The sequence below is a fragment of the Pseudomonas sp. WS 5021 genome (genome assembly GCF_012985535.1).
In the GTDB taxonomy this organism is placed as follows: Bacteria; Pseudomonadota; Gammaproteobacteria; order Pseudomonadales; family Pseudomonadaceae; genus Aquipseudomonas.
The window spans coordinates 1,038,099-1,054,711 of the sequence record NZ_JAAQWP010000001.1; the positions used below are offsets into that span (position 1 = coordinate 1,038,099).

Below are 16,613 nucleotides of genomic sequence, written 5' to 3' on the forward strand. Positions count from 1 at the left end.
CATCGGCACTAAATATCGGAAATAAGCGTAGGAATCGAGCTAATAGTAGCCAGACGATACACTTTGGCACGCTTTGATGAATAGTTATCTGTGTGCAGCCCTTGCCAATGGCCCCGGGGAGATTAAGCTGGGCGCCGTTTTCGCCTATCGGAGTGCCCTTATGTCCCCTCGTTTGCCGCTGATTCTGCTGCTGTTGGCCTTGCCGTTATGGCTGGCTGCCAGTTATGGCGCCCGTTATGGGTTTATGGAGGATGGGCAGTGGGTGGGCATCTGCGCCGAGGACGCCAGCCGCTGGGAGTGCCAGTTGCGGGCCAACCTGGGGCTGATGATCCACTTCAAGGTCATGGGCTGGGCGGCGCTGGTCACGTCGGTGCTCGCGTTTTTGCTGCCCGGCCGCGCGGGATGGGGCTTGGCGGTGCTGGGGCTGGCGTTCGGGATTCCGGCGCTGGCGTTGTACAACACCAATTTTGCGGTGTTTGCGCTGGTGATTGCCGGGTTGCGGTTGGTCAGGGCGGCTCGGGCTGTCTGATAGGGCCAACCGCAGGCCAGCCAGCTCCCACATTTGAATGTATTCACAGATCAAAATGTGGGAGCGGTGCGATAGCGATCTTAGGCGTTGCGCACCCGCAGGCAACGCCACAAGGCTGCAACCATCAACCCACTGACCAGCGCCCAACCCAGGGCCTGCTGGTTCATCAAGCCTTCGCGATACAGCTGCGGTGCAATGCCGGCGCCGATGATGAAGGTCAGCAGGGCAATTTCCCGGCGTGGCCCGTTGACCGGGCGCAACAGGTAAACCAGGGCTGGCAGTAGCAGGGCGGCGCTGGGGAAGCTGCGGTAACGGGGGTCGAATACCAGCGCCAGCATCATCACCGCCGTGGCGAACCCGGCAAATGCGATCAGCCAGCCGGCGCGTTGCTCCAGCCAGGCGAAAGCCCGGTCGCGCCAACCCTGGCGAGCGCTCAAGGCCAGGGCCCCATGGGCCAGCACCAACAGGTTAAGGGCCAGCAACAGCCCGGCCCAGATCCATTCATCAGTGAAACGCGCGGTCACCCGGGTCAGTTCGGCCCAACTGCCAATCGAACCCGCCGCGACCGCACCCAACAGCGGCAGCAACAGCGCCGCGCGGGTGTTGTGAACCCGTCCGCCGAGCGCCAGGGTACCCAGCAGGATCAGCCCGCCAACGCCCAGCCATAGCGGCCAGTACGGCACGTTGGTGACTGGGCCTGCGAGGATGCCCTTGTCCTGGCGATCGGCGTCAAACAGGCCCCAGTAACCGCCAACCGCACCTTCGCTGGCGCGTTTCCACGGTTGGTCAAAGGCTTCGATCAGGTTGTAGTGCCAGCCATTGGCTTCGGCCATGGCGACAAAACCGCGAATGAACTTGGCTTCGTTGACTCTGCTCGGCACGGCGGTTTCCCGCTGGCGGCCTTCGCTGGGCCAGCCGGTTTCGCCAATCATCACGTCCTTGGGGGCGAAGCGGTTGCCGAAGGTCTGGCGGATATCACCGACATGGCGCAGGGCCTGGTCGATGCCGGCAGGGTCATCTTCCCAATACGGCAATAGGTGGATGGTCAGGAAATCCACCGCCGGGGCGATTTCCGGGTGTTGCAGCCAGAACTCCCAGACGTCGGCGTAGGTGACCGGCTGCTGGATCTGGCTTTTGACCTTTTCGATCAGCTTCACCAGTTGCGTGGCGGTGATTTCCTTGCGCAGCAGCGCTTCGTTGCCGACGATCACCGACGTGACCACGTCAGGGTTGGCGTTGGCCGAGGCGATCAGCAGGTCGACTTCCTTGGCATTGTCCACCGGGTTGCTGTTGATCCAGGCACCGATCATCAACTTCAGGCCGTGTTTGCGCGCCAGGTCCGGCAGGGCTTCGAGGCCGGTCATGGAGTAGGTGCGGATGCACTCAAAGCGCGTGGCCAGCAGTGCCAGGTCGGCGTCCATGCGCTCGGGGCGCAGTTTGAACGGCTGGTCGAACGGCGATTGGTCCTTGTCGAAGGGCGTGTAGGACGCGCATTGCAGCTTGTGGCTGGCGCTGGCCACATCCGGCAGTACCACTGGCTGGCCGAGGCCATACCAGTAGCCACCGAGTGCGAACAGGCCGAGCAGCAAGGCAAATATATAAGGCAGGAAGGGGAAACGGGCAGTCGCGGTCATGGTCAGGCCGTGTAGGAGCAAAGGCGCGCATCTTACCTGCATTTGCCGGTTTTCAGTGGGGCCGCATAATTTTGACATGCAAAGTTCGAGCGGGATTTTGACGCGAGTTCCTACAAATTGTCCTGCTGGCTTTGTGATGTCGTTTCTTGCTCCGCTGAGGTCGTAGTCAGAGCAGGTCCGCAGGGGCGGCAGGTTGATGATCCAAAGGCACCACCTGACAACAGGTTGACGTCGCTCGGCATCCGCCGGGCGCAGCACTTTCGGGGAAGCACTATGAAGATGCGACGACTCTTGGGCGCAGCTGCCACGTTGGTAGTTGCGATGGGTTCCACACTAGCCAGCGCCGACAGCAAGACCCTGAGCATCGGCTATGTGGACGGCTGGTCGGACAGTGTCGCCACCACCCACGTGGCGGCTGAAGTGATCAGGCAAAAGCTCGGCTATGACGTGAAACTGCAGGCGGTTGCCACCGGGATCATGTGGCAGGGCGTGGCCACCGGCAAGCTCGACGCCATGCTTTCGGCCTGGCTGCCGGTGACCCATGGTGAGTACTGGACCAAGAACAAGGACAAGGTGGTCGACTATGGCCCCAACTTCAAGGATGCGAAGATCGGCTTGATCGTGCCGGAGTACGTCAAGGCCAAGTCCATCGAGGACTTGAAGACCGACACCACCTTCAAAAACAAGATCGTGGGCATCGATGCCGGTTCAGGCGTGATGCTCAAGACCGACGAAGCCATCAAGCAATACGGCCTGGACTACAAGCTGCAAGCCAGTTCCGGGGCGGCAATGATCGCCGAATTGACCCGTGCCGAAGACAAGCAAGACTCCATCGCAGTGACCGGCTGGGTGCCGCACTGGATGTTCGCCAAGTGGAAACTGCGCTTTCTTGATGATCCCAAAGGCATCTATGGCGCCGCCGAGACGGTTAATAGCATCGGCAGCAAGGGCCTGGAAAAGAAAGCCCCGGAAGTCGCGGCGTTCCTGAAGAAATTCCAGTGGGCCTCCAAGGATGAAATCGGCGAAGTCATGCTGGCCATCCAGGAAGGTGCCAAGCCTGATGTGGCGGCCAAGGATTGGGTGGCCAAACACCCTGAGCGTGTGGCCGAGTGGACCGCTCCGTAACACCCCCAAAAACGGTGGGAACGCACTTTGTGTAGGAGCGGGCTTGCCCGCGATTACGGTGGGTCAGTTGATGGATACCTGACTGATTCACCGCCATCGCGGGCAAGCCCGCTGCCACATAAGCTCGCTCGCGCAATTGTTTCTGGCCCCTGCCAAACCCTCGCTACACTGGTTCTAAGACTAAGGTCGTCTGGAACCTGTCCTGCAGCCGCATACAGTGGATACGTTCCAATAATAAAAAAGCTGTGCTGCGAGGATAAAAACAATGAACGACAGCATTTACCTCTCGATTCAAAACAGCCCGCGCTTCAAGGAGCTGGTGAGAAAAAGGGAAAAGTTCGCCTGGATTCTCTCGGCGATCATGCTTGGGCTGTACTCCGGATTCATCCTGTTGATCGCCTATGGACCGCAAGTCCTGGGCGCCAAGATCAGTCCTGAATCGTCCATAACCTGGGGAATCCCTATCGGGGTCGGGCTGATTGTCTCGGCCTTCGTTCTCACAGGCATCTACGTGCGACGCGCCAATGGCGAATTCGACGACCTGAACAATGCGATTCTCAAGGAGGCTGCGCAATGATCCGTCGTCTATTGGCTGTATTCGGCGCTTCGCTTTTTGCTCCTGCCGTTTGGGCGGCGGACGCATTGACCGGTGAAGTGCACAAGCAACCGCTGAACATTGCGGCGATCCTGATGTTTGTCGCCTTTGTCGGCGCAACATTGTGCATTACCTACTGGGCGTCCAAACGTAACAACTCGGCGGCCGACTACTATGCCGCTGGTGGCAAGATCACCGGTTTCCAGAACGGCCTGGCGATCGCTGGCGACTACATGTCGGCGGCGTCCTTCCTGGGGATTTCCGCGCTGGTGTTCACCTCTGGCTACGATGGCCTGATCTACTCGATCGGCTTCCTGGTGGGCTGGCCGATCATTCTGTTCCTGATCGCCGAGCGCCTGCGTAACCTGGGCAAGTACACGTTTGCCGACGTGGCGTCCTACCGCCTCGGGCAAACCCAGATCCGCAGCCTGTCGGCTTGCGGTTCGCTGGTGGTGGTGGCGTTCTACCTGATCGCGCAGATGGTCGGCGCGGGCAAGCTGATCCAACTGCTGTTCGGCCTTGATTACCATGTGGCGGTGATCCTGGTGGGTATCTTGATGTGCCTTTATGTGTTGTTCGGCGGCATGCTGGCCACCACCTGGGTGCAGATCATCAAGGCAGTGCTGCTGCTGTCCGGTGCCTCGTTCATGGCGCTGATGGTGATGAAGCACGTCAACTTCGACTTCAACATGCTGTTCTCCGAGGCGATCAAGGTTCACCCTAAAGGTGAGGCGATCATGAGTCCTGGCGGCCTGGTGAAAGATCCGATCTCGGCGTTCTCCCTGGGCCTGGCCCTGATGTTCGGTACCGCTGGCCTGCCACATATCCTGATGCGCTTCTTCACCGTGAGTGACGCTAAAGAAGCCCGCAAGAGCGTGCTGTATGCCACAGGCTTCATCGGCTACTTCTATATCCTGACCTTTATCATCGGCTTCGGCGCGATTCTGCTGGTCAGCACCAACCCGGCGTTCAAGGATGCAGCAGGCGCTCTGTTGGGCGGTAACAACATGGCGGCGGTGCACCTAGCCAACGCGGTGGGCGGCAGTATCTTCCTGGGCTTCATCTCGGCCGTGGCGTTTGCCACCATCCTCGCGGTGGTTGCCGGTTTGACCCTGGCCGGTGCTTCGGCGGTGTCCCATGACCTGTATGCCAGCGTGATCAAGAAGGGCAAGGCCAACGAGAAGGATGAGATTCGCGTGTCGAAGATCACCACCATCGCCCTGGCAGTCCTGGCGATTGGCTTGGGTATCCTGTTCGAAAGCCAGAACATTGCGTTCATGGTCGGCCTGGCGTTCTCCATTGCTGCCAGCTGTAACTTCCCGGTGTTGCTGCTTTCCATGTACTGGAAGAACCTCACCACCCGTGGCGCGATGATTGGCGGCTGGCTGGGCCTGGTCAGCGCTGTTGGCTTGATGATCCTGGGGCCAACCATCTGGGTCTCGATCCTGCACCATGAAAAAGCGATCTTCCCGTACGAATACCCGGCGCTGTTCTCGATGATCATCGCGTTCGTGGGTATCTGGTTCTTCTCCATCACCGACAAGTCGGCGGCGGCGGTGAAAGAGCGTGCGCTGTACTTCCCGCAGTTTGTGCGTTCGCAGACTGGTCTGGGGGCGAGCGGGGCGGTTAACCACTAAGCTTGTAGCTCAATAAGAAATGCCCCGGTCGAAAGGCCGGGGTATTTTTTTGCCTGGGGTTCTGTGTTGCCTGGGCTATTGCTTTCGCGAGCAAGCCCGCTCCCACAGTTGACCGCGTTCATCCTTTGAAATGTGGTCAACTGTGGGAGCGGGCTTACTCGCGAAAGCGGCCTGTCAGGCAGCACAAACAAAAACGGCCTCCACTAAGGGAGGCCGTTCTCAATGCAGCTAAGCAGTTGAATGCTTACTTGCGGTCTTCCAGCTTGGTAATGTCACGCGACTCGTAGCCGGTGTACAGCTGGCGCGGGCGGCCAATCTTGTACGGGCTGGAGAGCATTTCTTTCCAGTGGGAGATCCAGCCCACGGTCCGCGCCAGGGCGAAGATCACGGTGAACATGCTGGTTGGAATGCCGATCGCCTTGAGGATGATCCCCGAGTAGAAGTCGACGTTCGGGTACAGCGAGCGCTCGATGAAGTACGGGTCGGTCAGTGCGATCTCTTCCAGGCGCATGGCCAGTTCGAGTTGCGGATCGTTGTTGATGCCCAGTTCCTTCAGCACTTCGTCGCAGGTCTGCTTCATGACGGTGGCGCGCGGGTCGCGGTTCTTGTAGACCCGGTGGCCGAAGCCCATCAGCTTGAACGGATCGTTCTTGTCCTTGGCCTTGGCGATGAACTTGTCGATGTTGGACACATCGCCGATTTCATCGAGCATGGTCAATACGGCTTCGTTCGCACCGCCGTGGGCAGGGCCCCACAGTGCGGCGATGCCGGCGGCGATACAGGCGAACGGATTGGCACCCGAGGAGCCTGCCAGGCGCACGGTGGACGTCGAGGCGTTCTGTTCGTGGTCGGCATGGAGGATGAAGATCCGGTCCATGGCCTTGGCCAGCACCGGGCTGATCGGTTTGATCTCGCACGGGGTGTTGAACATCATGTGCAGGAAGTTTTCCGCGTACGTCAGGTCGTTGCGCGGGTACATCATGGGCTGGCCCATGGAGTACTTGTAAACCATTGCGGCCAGGGTGGGCATCTTCGCAACCAGGCGGATCGCGGAGATTTCGCGATGCTGCGGGTTATTGATGTCCAGGGAGTCGTGATAGAAGGCCGACAGGGCGCCGACTACACCGCACATGACGGCCATCGGGTGGGCGTCGCGACGGAAGCCGTTGAAGAAGGTCTTCAACTGCTCGTGAACCATGGTGTGGTTCTTCACGGTGCTGACAAACTGGGCCTTTTGCTCGGCTGTTGGCAATTCGCCATTTAGCAGCAGGTAGCAGGTTTCCAGGTAGTCCGATTTCTCGGCCAGTTGTTCGATCGGGTAGCCGCGATGTAGCAAAATGCCATTATCGCCATCGATATAGGTAATCTTCGACTCGCAAGAAGCGGTCGACATGAAGCCTGGGTCGAAAGTGAAACGGCCCGTGGCCGTCAGGCCCCGTACGTCGATAACATCGGGACCAACGGTGCCGGTTAAAATGGGCAGCTCGACGGGGGCTGCGCCCTCGATGATCAACTGCGCTTTTTTGTCAGCCATGTGGCCTCCTATTTATGCTTCAAATCATCAGACAGACCCCCCACGCAGGGCCCGCACCACTATATTGATATAAATCCAGATGTCAATTTGCCTAAAGTCTTGCCCCAGAAGGCTTTAACCGTACTTTTTCCTCGAAATTGCCTGCCGTTTACGCCTTTTATCCCGTCAGCGCAATCAGCTATTAGGGTGAGGAGCGCGCGTTGTCATTAGTAGCCTAACTGTCTATACTCGGCCACCGACCGCCAAGGGCTTTTGGGCTTGCTTTCATTGGGGGTCGCACTCCCTGGGTGGTGCTTACCTGACCAGTGCACTCCCCAACAACTTTGCCCTGATTGTTAGGGGCTCTTCAGTGTGAAAAAAAGCCGTGAATAGCCAACGACCTGTAAACCTAGACCTAAGGACCATCAAACTCCCCATCACCGGCGTTACGTCGTTCCTGCACCGTGTTTCCGGCATCATCCTGTTCCTGGGCTTGGGCATCATGCTTTATGCATTGAGCAAATCCCTGGGTTCCGAGGAAGGATACGCCGAGGTGAAGGCATGCTTGACCAGCCCGCTGGCCAAGTTCGTAGCATGGGGCCTCCTGTCCGCTCTGCTGTATCACCTGGTAGCCGGTGTGCGCCACTTGATCATGGACATGGGCATCGGTGAGACGCTGGAAGGCGGCCGCCTGGGCTCGAAAATCATCATCGCCATTTCCGTGGTGCTGATCGTTCTGGCAGGAGTTTGGATATGGTAACCAGCGTTACGAACCTTTCGCGTTCGGGCCTCTATGACTGGATGGCACAACGAGTGTCTGCGGTCGTTCTCGCGGCTTATTTCATTTTCCTGATCGGGTACCTCGTTGCAAACCCTGGCATTGGCTACGCCCAATGGCACGGTCTGTTCTCCCACAACGGGATGCGTATCTTCAGTCTGCTCGCCCTTGTGGCCCTGGGCGCTCACGCCTGGGTCGGCATGTGGACCATCGCGACCGACTACCTGACGCCGATGGCGCTGGGCAAGTCCGCGACTGCAGTACGTTTCCTTTTCCAGGCAGTATGCGGCGTCGCGATGTTCGCTTACTTCGTCTGGGGTGTGCAGATTCTCTGGGGTATCTGATTCATGGCTAACATTCCAACGATTTCTTTTGACGCCATCATTATTGGTGGTGGCGGCGCCGGCATGCGCGCTGCACTGCAGCTGGCCCAGGGCGGTCACAAGACAGCCGTGATCACCAAGGTGTTCCCGACCCGTTCCCACACCGTATCGGCCCAGGGTGGCATCACCTGCGCCATCGCTTCTGCGGATCCGAACGATGACTGGCGCTGGCACATGTACGATACCGTCAAGGGGTCCGACTATATCGGTGACCAGGACGCTATCGAGTACATGTGTCAGGAAGGCCCGGCTGCGGTATTCGAGCTGGACCACATGGGTCTGCCGTTCTCCCGCACCGAACAGGGGCGTATCTACCAGCGTCCGTTCGGCGGCCAGTCCAAGGATTACGGTAAAGGCGGCCAGGCTGCCCGTACCTGCGCGGCATCCGACCGTACCGGTCACGCACTGCTGCACACCCTTTATCAGGGCAACCTGAAAGCCGGCACCACGTTCCTGAACGAGTACTACGCAGTTGACCTGGTGAAGAACCAGGACGGCGCATTCGTCGGCGTGATCGCTATCTGCATCGAAACCGGTGAAACCACCTACATCCGCGCCAAGGCTACCGTTCTGGCGACTGGCGGTGCAGGTCGTATCTACGCTTCGACCACCAACGCCCTGATCAACACCGGCGACGGCGTTGGCATGGCCCTGCGTGCAGGCGTTCCGGTACAAGACATCGAAATGTGGCAGTTCCACCCAACCGGCATCGCCGGCGCCGGTGTACTGGTTACAGAAGGCTGCCGTGGTGAAGGCGGTTACCTGATCAACAAGCACGGCGAGCGTTTCATGGAGCGTTATGCTCCGAACGCCAAGGACCTTGCCGGTCGTGATGTGGTTGCCCGTTCGATGGTTAAAGAAATCATCGCCGGCAACGGTTGCGGCCCGAACGGCGACCACGTGATGCTCAAGCTCGATCACCTGGGCGAAGAAGTGCTGCACAGCCGCCTGCCAGGTATCTGCGAACTGTCCAAGACTTTCGCACACGTTGACCCGGTAGTTGCTCCAGTACCAGTAGTTCCAACTTGCCACTATATGATGGGCGGCGTGCCGACCAACATTCATGGCCAGGCGATCACCCAGAACGCCGAAGGCGTGGACGAGATCATCCATGGTCTGTTCGCTGTAGGCGAAGTGGCTTGCGTATCGGTTCACGGTGCCAACCGTCTGGGCGGCAACTCGCTGCTCGACCTGGTGGTATTCGGCCGCGCTGCCGGCCTGCACCTGGAAAAAGCCCTGACCGACGGCATCGAATACGATGACGCGACCGACGCCAATATCGAAGCTGCCCTGGCACGCCTGAACGCGCTGAACGAGCGCACTGATGGCGAAGACGTAGCAACCCTGCGTCGCGAGCTGCAAAGCTGCATGCAGAACTACTTCGGTGTATTCCGTACTGGCGAATACATGCAGAAGGGTATTGCCCAGCTGGCTGACCTGCGCAAGCGGATTGCCAACGTCAAGATCAACGATAAGAGCCAGGCGTTCAACACCGCTCGTATCGAAGCCCTTGAGCTGCAAAACCTGCTGGAAGTGGCTGAAGCGACTGCGATTGCCGCCGAGGTTCGTAAAGAATCCCGTGGTGCCCACGCTCGTGAAGACTTTGAAGATCGCGATGACGAAAACTGGTTGTGCCACACCCTGTACTTCCCGGGTGACAAGCGCGTAACCAAGCGTGCCGTGAACTTCTCGCCGAAGACGGTTCCGACGTTTGAACCGAAGATTCGGACTTACTAAGGGTGGCTGCCATGTTGAAAGTCAGTGTTTATCGCTACAACCCTGATCAGGACGCTGCGCCGTTCATGCAGGAATTTGAGGTCGATACCGGTGGTAAAGACCTGATGGTGCTGGATGTGCTGGCCCTGATCAAAGAGCAGGACGAAGGTTTCTCCTATCGTCGCTCTTGCCGTGAAGGTGTCTGCGGCTCCGACGGCATGAACATCAACGGCAAAAACGGCCTGGCTTGTGTCACGCCGCTGTCGGCCGTGGTCAAGAAGAACAAGCTTGTTGTACGTCCACTGCCAGGTTTGCCGGTTATCCGTGACCTGGTCGTCGATATGAGCATCTTCTACAAGCAATACGAGAAGGTGAAGCCATTCCTGCAGAACGACACGCCGGCTCCGGCCATCGAGCGTCTGCAGTCCCCGGAAGAGCGCGAGAAGCTCGACGGTCTGTACGAGTGCATCCTGTGCGCTTGCTGCTCGACTTCTTGCCCGTCCTTCTGGTGGAACCCGGACAAGTTCCTGGGTCCAGCTGCACTGCTGCAAGCCTATCGCTTCCTGGCAGACAGCCGTGACACCAAGACGTCCGAGCGTCTGGCTTCACTGGATGACCCGTTCAGCGTATTCCGCTGCCGCGGGATCATGAACTGCGTCAACGTATGTCCCAAAGGCCTGAACCCGACTAAGGCCATTGGTCACATCCGTAACATGCTGCTGCAAAGCGGCGTGTAAGACGTTGTAGTAAAAGCAGGACCGTTGTGCCCGTAAATGCTACGGCGCAGGCTTCAACCGGCGCCGTAGTTTTAACTTGAGCAGCGACTTACAAAGCCGCAGCTCTTATTTTGAAGAAATGAGACAAGCAGGGGCATTCGGGTTGGTACCCGAACTATCAGCGTGATCCTAAGTGGCTTGTTTTGGTCGCTGCACTTGGCCTTTTGCAAGCAAACTCGGTGTTTTCGCCGGTGGTGTCCCCAAATCGAGGGTGACCAAGCATGCAAGAAAGCGTGATGCAGCGCATGTGGAACAGCGGCTATCTTTCAGGTGGTAACGCTGCCTATGTGGAAGAGCTTTATGAGCTCTACCTGCACGACCCTAACGCTGTGCCAGAAGAATGGCGCACCAAATTTCAGACGTTGTCTTCAGACGGCAACGCTGCCACCGATGTATCGCATGCAACAATTCGCGATCAATTTGTGCTGCTGGCAAAGAACCAGCGCCGCGCCCAACCGGTTTCCGCCGGGAGCGTGAGCAGTGAGCACGAGAAGAAGCAAGTTGAAGTATTGCGACTGATCCAGGCCTACCGTATGCGTGGCCACCAGGCAGCCCAGCTTGATCCGCTGGGGCTGTGGCAGCGTCCTGCACCTGCAGACCTGTCGATCAATCACTACGGCTTGACCAATGCCGATCTTGATACGATTTTCCGTGCCGGCGACCTGTTCATCGGCAAAGAGGAAGCGAGCCTACGCGAAATTCACGAAGCGTTGCAGCAGACATATTGCCGCACCATCGGCGCTGAATTTACGCACATCACCGATTCCGAGCAGCGCCACTGGTTCCAGCATCGCCTGGAAGGCGTGCGTGGCCGTCCGGTGCTGTCTGCCGATGTACGTGGCCACCTGCTTGAGCGCGTCACCGCTGCCGAAGGCCTTGAAAAATACCTGGGCACCAAATACCCGGGCACCAAGCGTTTCGGTCTGGAAGGCGGCGAGAGCCTGATTCCGATGCTTGACGAGCTGATCCAGCGTTCCGGTTCCTACGGCACCAAGGAAATCGTGATCGGCATGGCTCACCGTGGTCGCCTGAACGTGTTGGTCAACACCTTCGGCAAGAACCCGCGCGAGCTGTTCGACGAGTTCGAAGGCAAGAAGAAGGTCGAGCTGGGTTCCGGTGACGTTAAATACCACCAGGGCTTCTCGTCCAACGTGATGACCACCGGTGGTGAAGTCCACCTGGCCATGGCGTTCAACCCATCCCACCTGGAAATCGTTTCTCCAGTGGTCGAGGGTTCGGTACGTGCTCGCCAGGATCGTCGCAACGACTCCACCGGTGAGAAGGTTCTGCCGATTTCCATCCACGGTGACGCGGCATTCGCCGGTCAAGGCGTGGTCCTGGAAACGTTCCAGATGTCGCAGACTCGCGGCTTCAAGACCGGCGGTACCATTCACATCGTCATCAACAACCAGGTGGGTTTCACCATCAGCAACCCGCTGGACGCACGCTCTACCGAGTACGCGACCGACGTTGCCAAGATGATCCAGGCGCCGATCCTCCATGTGAATGGGGATGATCCGGAAGCCGTATTGTTCGTGACCCAACTGGCCATTGACTACCGCATGCAGTTCAAGCGTGACGTGGTCATCGACCTGGTTTGCTACCGCCGTCGCGGTCACAACGAAGCGGATGAGCCTAGCGGCACCCAGCCGTTGATGTACCAGCAGATCTCCAAGCAGCGCACCACCCGTGAGCTGTACGCCGAAAGCCTGACCAAGGCCGGCGTGCTGGATGAGGCGCGTGTTCAGGCGAAAATCGATGAATACCGCAACGCGCTGGACAACGGTCTGCATGTAGTAAAAAGCCTGGTCAAAGAGCCGAACAAAGAGCTGTTCGTGGACTGGCGTCCATACCTGGGCCACGCCTGGACTGCGCGCCACGACACTTCGTTCGATCTGAAAACCCTGCAGGAACTGTCCGCCAAGCTGCTGGAAATCCCGGAAGGCTTCGTGGTACAGCGCCAGGTTGCGAAGATCTACGAAGACCGTCAGAAGATGCAAGCCGGCGGCCTGCCGATCAACTGGGGTTACGCTGAAACCATGGCGTACGCGACCCTGGCGTTCGAAGGTCACCCGATCCGCATGACCGGCCAGGACATCGGCCGTGGTACGTTCTCGCACCGTCACGCGGTATTGCACAACCAGAAAGACGCGGGCACCTACATCCCGTTGCAGCACTTGTATGAAGGCCAGCCACGTTTCGACCTGTACGATTCGTTCCTGTCCGAAGAAGCCGTACTGGCGTTCGAATACGGTTACTCGACCACCACGCCTAACGCGCTGGTGATCTGGGAAGCCCAGTTCGGCGACTTCGCCAACGGTGCCCAGGTGGTTATCGACCAGTTCATCACCAGCGGCGAGCACAAGTGGGGCCGTCTGTGCGGTCTGACCATGTTGCTGCCACACGGTTATGAAGGTCAGGGTCCGGAGCACTCCTCGGCCCGTCTGGAGCGTTACCTGCAGTTGTGCGCTGAGCACAATATCCAGGTGTGCGTACCGACTACCCCGGCCCAGATCTACCACTTGCTGCGTCGCCAGGTGATCCGCCCGCTGCGCAAGCCGCTGGTAGTGCTGACTCCGAAATCGCTGTTGCGTCACAAATTGGCCATCTCGACCCTGGAAGATCTGGCCGATGGTTCGTTCCAGACCGTTATTCCGGAAATCGACACCCTGGATGCAGCCAAGGTCACTCGCCTGATCCTGTGCAGCGGCAAGGTTTACTACGACTTGCTGGAAAAACGTCGTGCCGAAGGCCGCGAAGACATCGCCATCGTGCGTATCGAGCAGCTTTACCCGTTCCCGGAAGATGACCTGATGGAGGCCATTGCGCCTTACACCAACCTCACCCATGTGGTGTGGTGTCAGGAAGAACCGATGAACCAGGGCGCGTGGTACAGCAGCCAGCATCACCTGCGTCGCAGCATCGGCAACCACAACAAGGCCCTGGGCCTGGAGTATGCCGGTCGTGATGCTTCTGCTGCACCTGCGTGTGGTTATGCGTCGATGCACGCCGAGCAGCAGGAAAAACTGCTGCAAGATGCTTTCACTGTTTAACGCCTTCGCGCTGACTGAAACCGAATTTTAAGGACCCACAGATAATGGCTATCGAAATCAAAGCCCCGTCATTCCCGGAATCGGTTGCCGATGGCACCGTTGCCACCTGGCACAAGAAACCAGGCGAGGCCGTCAAGCGTGACGACCTGATCGTCGACATCGAGACTGACAAAGTCGTCCTGGAAGTGTTGGCCGAAGCCGACGGCGTCCTGGGCGCCATCGTTGCCGAAGAAGGTGCAACCGTCCTGTCCAACCAGGTACTGGGCTCGATCGAAGCGGGCAGCGCTGCCGCCGCCGCTCCAGCCGCCGCTGCTGCTGCTCCGGCTGCTGCACCTGCTGCTGCCGCTCCGGCTGCTGGTGGTGAAGATCCAATCGCTGCACCGGCTGCGCGTCAGCTGGCTGAAGAAAACGGCATCAACCTGGCTTCCATCAAAGGCACTGGCAAAGACGGCCGTGTGACCAAGGAAGACGTGGTTGCTGCTGTTGAAGCCAAGAAAAACGCTCCGGCTGCCGCACCTGCCAAGGCTGCTGCCCCGGCTGCCGCTGCGCCTGTGTTCGCCGCTGGCGACCGCACCGAGAAGCGCGTGCCAATGACCCGTGTGCGTGCCACCGTGGCCAAGCGCCTGGTTGAAGCACAGTCGAACATGGCGATGCTGACCACTTTCAACGAAGTCGACATGACTGAAGTCATGGCCCTGCGTTCGAAGTACAAGGATCTGTTCGAGAAGTCCCACAACGGCGTGCGCCTGGGCTTCATGTCGTTCTTCGTGAAAGCGGCCACCGAAGCGCTGAAGCGTTTCCCGGCAGTCAACGCTTCCATCGACGGCAGCGACATCGTTTACCACGGTTATGCAGACGTCGGCGTTGCCGTCTCCAGCGACCGTGGCCTGGTGGTTCCGGTCCTGCGTAACGCCGAACTGATGAGCCTGGCTGAAATCGAAGGCGGCATCGCTGGCTTCGGCAAGAAAGCCCGTGACGGCAAGCTGACCATCGACGAGATGACCGGCGGTACCTTCACGATCACTAACGGTGGTACTTTCGGTTCGATGATGTCGACCCCGATCGTCAACCCGCCGCAAGCTGCGATCCTGGGCATGCACAACATCATCCAGCGTCCGATGGCCATCAACGGCCAGGTCGTGATCCGTCCGATGATGTACCTGGCGCTGTCCTACGATCACCGCCTGATCGATGGTAAGGAAGCCGTTACGTTCCTGGTGACCATCAAGAATCTGCTGGAAGACCCGGCTCGCCTGCTCCTGGATATCTGATAGAAGCAGCTTCAAGTTGCGGGCTACAAGCTGTAGGAAAAATCAGCTTGGCTTGCAGCTTGGAGCTAAAAGCTTGTCGCAAATAGAGGATCTATTTTCATGACACAGAAATTTGACGTTGTAGTGATCGGTGCGGGCCCTGGCGGCTACGTGGCCGCCATCAAGGCCGCACAACTGGGCTTCTCGACTGCGTGCATCGAAAAATACACTGACAAGGAAGGCAAACTGGCCCTGGGCGGTACCTGCCTGAACGTCGGTTGCATTCCTTCCAAGGCGCTGCTGGACAGCTCCTGGAAATTCCACGAAGCCCAGGACGGTTTTGCCATCCACGGCATCAACCACGCTGGCGTGACCATGGACGTGCCAGCAATGGTCGGCCGCAAGGCCAACATCGTCAAAGGCCTGACCTCTGGCGTTGCTACCCTGTTCAAGGCCAATGGCGTCACTTCCCTGCAAGGTCACGGCAAACTGCTGGCCGGCAAGAAAGTTGAAATCACCAAGCCAGACGGTTCGACCGAAATCATCGAAGCCGAGAACGTGATCCTGGCTCCAGGTTCGCGTCCAATCGACATTCCACCGGCTCCTGTTGATCAGAACGTGATCGTTGATTCGACCGGCGCCCTGGAATTCCAATCGGTACCGAAACGCCTGGGCGTGATTGGCGCTGGCGTAATCGGCCTGGAGCTGGGTTCGGTCTGGTCCCGCCTGGGTTCGCAAGTGACCGTGCTGGAAGCCCTGGACACGTTCCTGCTGGCTGCCGACACCGCGGTGTCCAAAGAAGCGCTGAAAACCCTGACCAAACAAGGTCTGGACATCAAGCTGGGCGCACGCGTGACCGGTTCGAAAGTCAACGGCGAAGAAGTTGTCGTGACCTACACCGACAAGGATGGCGAACAGACCATCACTTTCGACAAGCTGATCGTTGCCGTTGGTCGCCGTCCAGTGACCGCTGATCTGCTGGCCTCTGACAGCGGCGTGACCATCGACGAGCGTGGTTTTGTCCACGTCGACGATCACTGCGCTACCACCGTGCCTGGCGTCTATGCCATCGGTGACGTGGTTCGCGGCATGATGCTGGCACACAAGGCATCCGAAGAAGGCATCATGGTGGTTGAGCGCATCAAGGGTCACAAGACCCAGATGAACTACGACCTGATCCCTTCGGTTATCTACACCCACCCGGAAATTGCATGGGTCGGCAAGAACGAACAGCAGTTGAAAGCTGAAGGCGTTGAAGTTAACGTCGGCACCTTCCCGTTTGCCGCTTCTGGCCGTGCCATGGCAGCGAACGACACTGGCGGTTTTGTCAAAGTCATCGCTGATGCCAAGACTGACCGCGTACTGGGTGTCCACGTAATTGGCCCAGGCGCAGCAGAACTGGTTCAGCAGGGCGCTATCGGTATGGAATTCGGCACCAGCGCCGAAGACATCGGCATGATGGTTTTCTCCCATCCGACCCTGTCTGAAGCGCTGCACGAAGCCGCGTTGGCAGTGAATGGCCATGCCATCCACATTGCCAACAAGAAGAAGCGCTAAGCGAGATAATAAGAAACCACGGCGGTTGCCCGTCGTGAGCCTTGCGCGCAAGACTCACCGCGGAATA

At 58.7% G+C, this 16,613-nt stretch carries 13 protein-coding genes; 11 read left to right on the forward strand and 2 right to left on the reverse strand.

Annotation, left to right across the window (positions count from 1 at the left end; genetic code table 11):
- Nucleotides 1-160: 160 nt before the first annotated feature.
- On the forward strand, nucleotides 161-529 hold the full coding sequence (locus HBO19_RS04850; RefSeq protein ID WP_170042641.1) for a hypothetical protein: 369 nt from the start codon (nucleotides 161-163) through the stop codon (nucleotides 527-529).
- An 80-nt stretch (nucleotides 530-609) separates the two neighbouring features.
- Here HBO19_RS04850 and HBO19_RS04855 read toward each other — a convergent pair whose 3' ends face one another.
- Nucleotides 610-2,163, reverse strand: a complete 1,554-nt coding sequence (locus HBO19_RS04855; protein WP_170056979.1) for a glycosyl hydrolase family 17 protein — start codon at nucleotides 2,161-2,163, stop codon at nucleotides 610-612.
- A 273-nt stretch (nucleotides 2,164-2,436) separates the two neighbouring features.
- On the opposite strand from HBO19_RS04855, the gene HBO19_RS04860 reads away from it, so the two are divergent.
- From HBO19_RS04860 to HBO19_RS04870, 3 genes are all read left to right on the forward strand, one after another.
- On the forward strand, nucleotides 2,437-3,288 hold the full coding sequence (locus HBO19_RS04860; protein ID WP_170042643.1) for a glycine betaine ABC transporter substrate-binding protein: 852 nt from the start codon (nucleotides 2,437-2,439) through the stop codon (nucleotides 3,286-3,288).
- A 265-nt stretch (nucleotides 3,289-3,553) separates the two neighbouring features.
- Nucleotides 3,554-3,865, forward strand: coding sequence for a DUF485 domain-containing protein (locus HBO19_RS04865; protein ID WP_029292656.1), 312 nt, complete (start codon nucleotides 3,554-3,556; stop codon nucleotides 3,863-3,865).
- Nucleotides 3,862-5,520, forward strand: coding sequence for a cation acetate symporter (locus HBO19_RS04870; protein ID WP_133714242.1), 1,659 nt, complete (start codon nucleotides 3,862-3,864; stop codon nucleotides 5,518-5,520). Before HBO19_RS04865 ends, HBO19_RS04870 begins: the two co-directional genes overlap by 4 nt.
- Before the next feature lie 244 nt (nucleotides 5,521-5,764).
- Here HBO19_RS04870 and gltA read toward each other — a convergent pair whose 3' ends face one another.
- Complete coding sequence (gene gltA / locus HBO19_RS04875) at nucleotides 5,765-7,054, reverse strand: citrate synthase (protein WP_003222994.1); 1,290 nt, start codon at nucleotides 7,052-7,054, stop codon at nucleotides 5,765-5,767.
- Nucleotides 7,055-7,418: 364 nt separating this feature from the next.
- Here gltA and sdhC point away from each other — a divergent pair, with 364 nt between their 5' ends.
- From sdhC to lpdA, 7 genes are all read left to right on the forward strand, one after another.
- Entirely contained in the window at nucleotides 7,419-7,793 is a 375-nt protein-coding gene (sdhC, locus tag HBO19_RS04880; RefSeq protein WP_003172804.1) for a succinate dehydrogenase, cytochrome b556 subunit, read from the forward strand.
- Complete coding sequence (gene sdhD, locus HBO19_RS04885) at nucleotides 7,787-8,155, forward strand: succinate dehydrogenase, hydrophobic membrane anchor protein (protein WP_029292670.1); 369 nt, start codon at nucleotides 7,787-7,789, stop codon at nucleotides 8,153-8,155. Before sdhC ends, sdhD begins: the two co-directional genes overlap by 7 nt.
- 3 nt (nucleotides 8,156-8,158) lie before the next feature.
- Complete coding sequence (gene sdhA / locus HBO19_RS04890; protein ID WP_076963916.1) at nucleotides 8,159-9,931, forward strand: succinate dehydrogenase flavoprotein subunit; 1,773 nt, start codon at nucleotides 8,159-8,161, stop codon at nucleotides 9,929-9,931.
- An 11-nt stretch (nucleotides 9,932-9,942) separates the two neighbouring features.
- Nucleotides 9,943-10,647, forward strand: coding sequence for a succinate dehydrogenase iron-sulfur subunit (locus tag HBO19_RS04895; RefSeq protein WP_169956472.1), 705 nt, complete (start codon nucleotides 9,943-9,945; stop codon nucleotides 10,645-10,647).
- 260 nt (nucleotides 10,648-10,907) lie between these two features.
- On the forward strand, nucleotides 10,908-13,739 hold the full coding sequence (locus tag HBO19_RS04900; protein WP_169956474.1) for a 2-oxoglutarate dehydrogenase E1 component: 2,832 nt from the start codon (nucleotides 10,908-10,910) through the stop codon (nucleotides 13,737-13,739).
- Nucleotides 13,740-13,783: 44 nt separating this feature from the next.
- A complete protein-coding gene (gene odhB / locus HBO19_RS04905) occupies nucleotides 13,784-15,010 on the forward strand; it encodes a 2-oxoglutarate dehydrogenase complex dihydrolipoyllysine-residue succinyltransferase (RefSeq protein ID WP_170056980.1) in 1,227 nt (408 codons plus the stop codon).
- A gap of 99 nt (nucleotides 15,011-15,109) precedes the next feature.
- Nucleotides 15,110-16,546 carry a dihydrolipoyl dehydrogenase gene (gene lpdA, locus HBO19_RS04910; protein WP_169956478.1) on the forward strand — a complete coding sequence of 479 codons (1,437 nt, stop codon included), beginning with the start codon at nucleotides 15,110-15,112 and terminating at the stop codon, nucleotides 16,544-16,546.
- Nucleotides 16,547-16,613 lie beyond the last annotated feature (67 nt).

What these genes read in the sequence shown, in the direction of transcription:
- HBO19_RS04850 (WP_170042641.1), top strand. Translation starts at nt 161, where the DNA reads ATGTCCCCTCGTTTGCCGCTGATTCTGCTGCTGTTGGCCTTGCCGTTA.
- HBO19_RS04855 (WP_170056979.1), bottom strand. Translation starts at nt 2,163, where the DNA reads ATGACCGCGACTGCCCGTTTCCCCTTCCTGCCTTATATATTTGCCTTG.
- HBO19_RS04860 (WP_170042643.1), top strand. Translation starts at nt 2,437, where the DNA reads ATGAAGATGCGACGACTCTTGGGCGCAGCTGCCACGTTGGTAGTTGCG.
- HBO19_RS04865 (WP_029292656.1), top strand. Translation starts at nt 3,554, where the DNA reads ATGAACGACAGCATTTACCTCTCGATTCAAAACAGCCCGCGCTTCAAG.
- HBO19_RS04870 (WP_133714242.1), top strand. Translation starts at nt 3,862, where the DNA reads ATGATCCGTCGTCTATTGGCTGTATTCGGCGCTTCGCTTTTTGCTCCT.
- gltA (WP_003222994.1), bottom strand. Translation starts at nt 7,054, where the DNA reads ATGGCTGACAAAAAAGCGCAGTTGATCATCGAGGGCGCAGCCCCCGTC.
- sdhD (WP_029292670.1), top strand. Translation starts at nt 7,787, where the DNA reads ATGGTAACCAGCGTTACGAACCTTTCGCGTTCGGGCCTCTATGACTGG.
- sdhA (WP_076963916.1), top strand. Translation starts at nt 8,159, where the DNA reads ATGGCTAACATTCCAACGATTTCTTTTGACGCCATCATTATTGGTGGT.
- HBO19_RS04895 (WP_169956472.1), top strand. Translation starts at nt 9,943, where the DNA reads ATGTTGAAAGTCAGTGTTTATCGCTACAACCCTGATCAGGACGCTGCG.
- HBO19_RS04900 (WP_169956474.1), top strand. Translation starts at nt 10,908, where the DNA reads ATGCAAGAAAGCGTGATGCAGCGCATGTGGAACAGCGGCTATCTTTCA.
- odhB (WP_170056980.1), top strand. Translation starts at nt 13,784, where the DNA reads ATGGCTATCGAAATCAAAGCCCCGTCATTCCCGGAATCGGTTGCCGAT.
- lpdA (WP_169956478.1), top strand. Translation starts at nt 15,110, where the DNA reads ATGACACAGAAATTTGACGTTGTAGTGATCGGTGCGGGCCCTGGCGGC.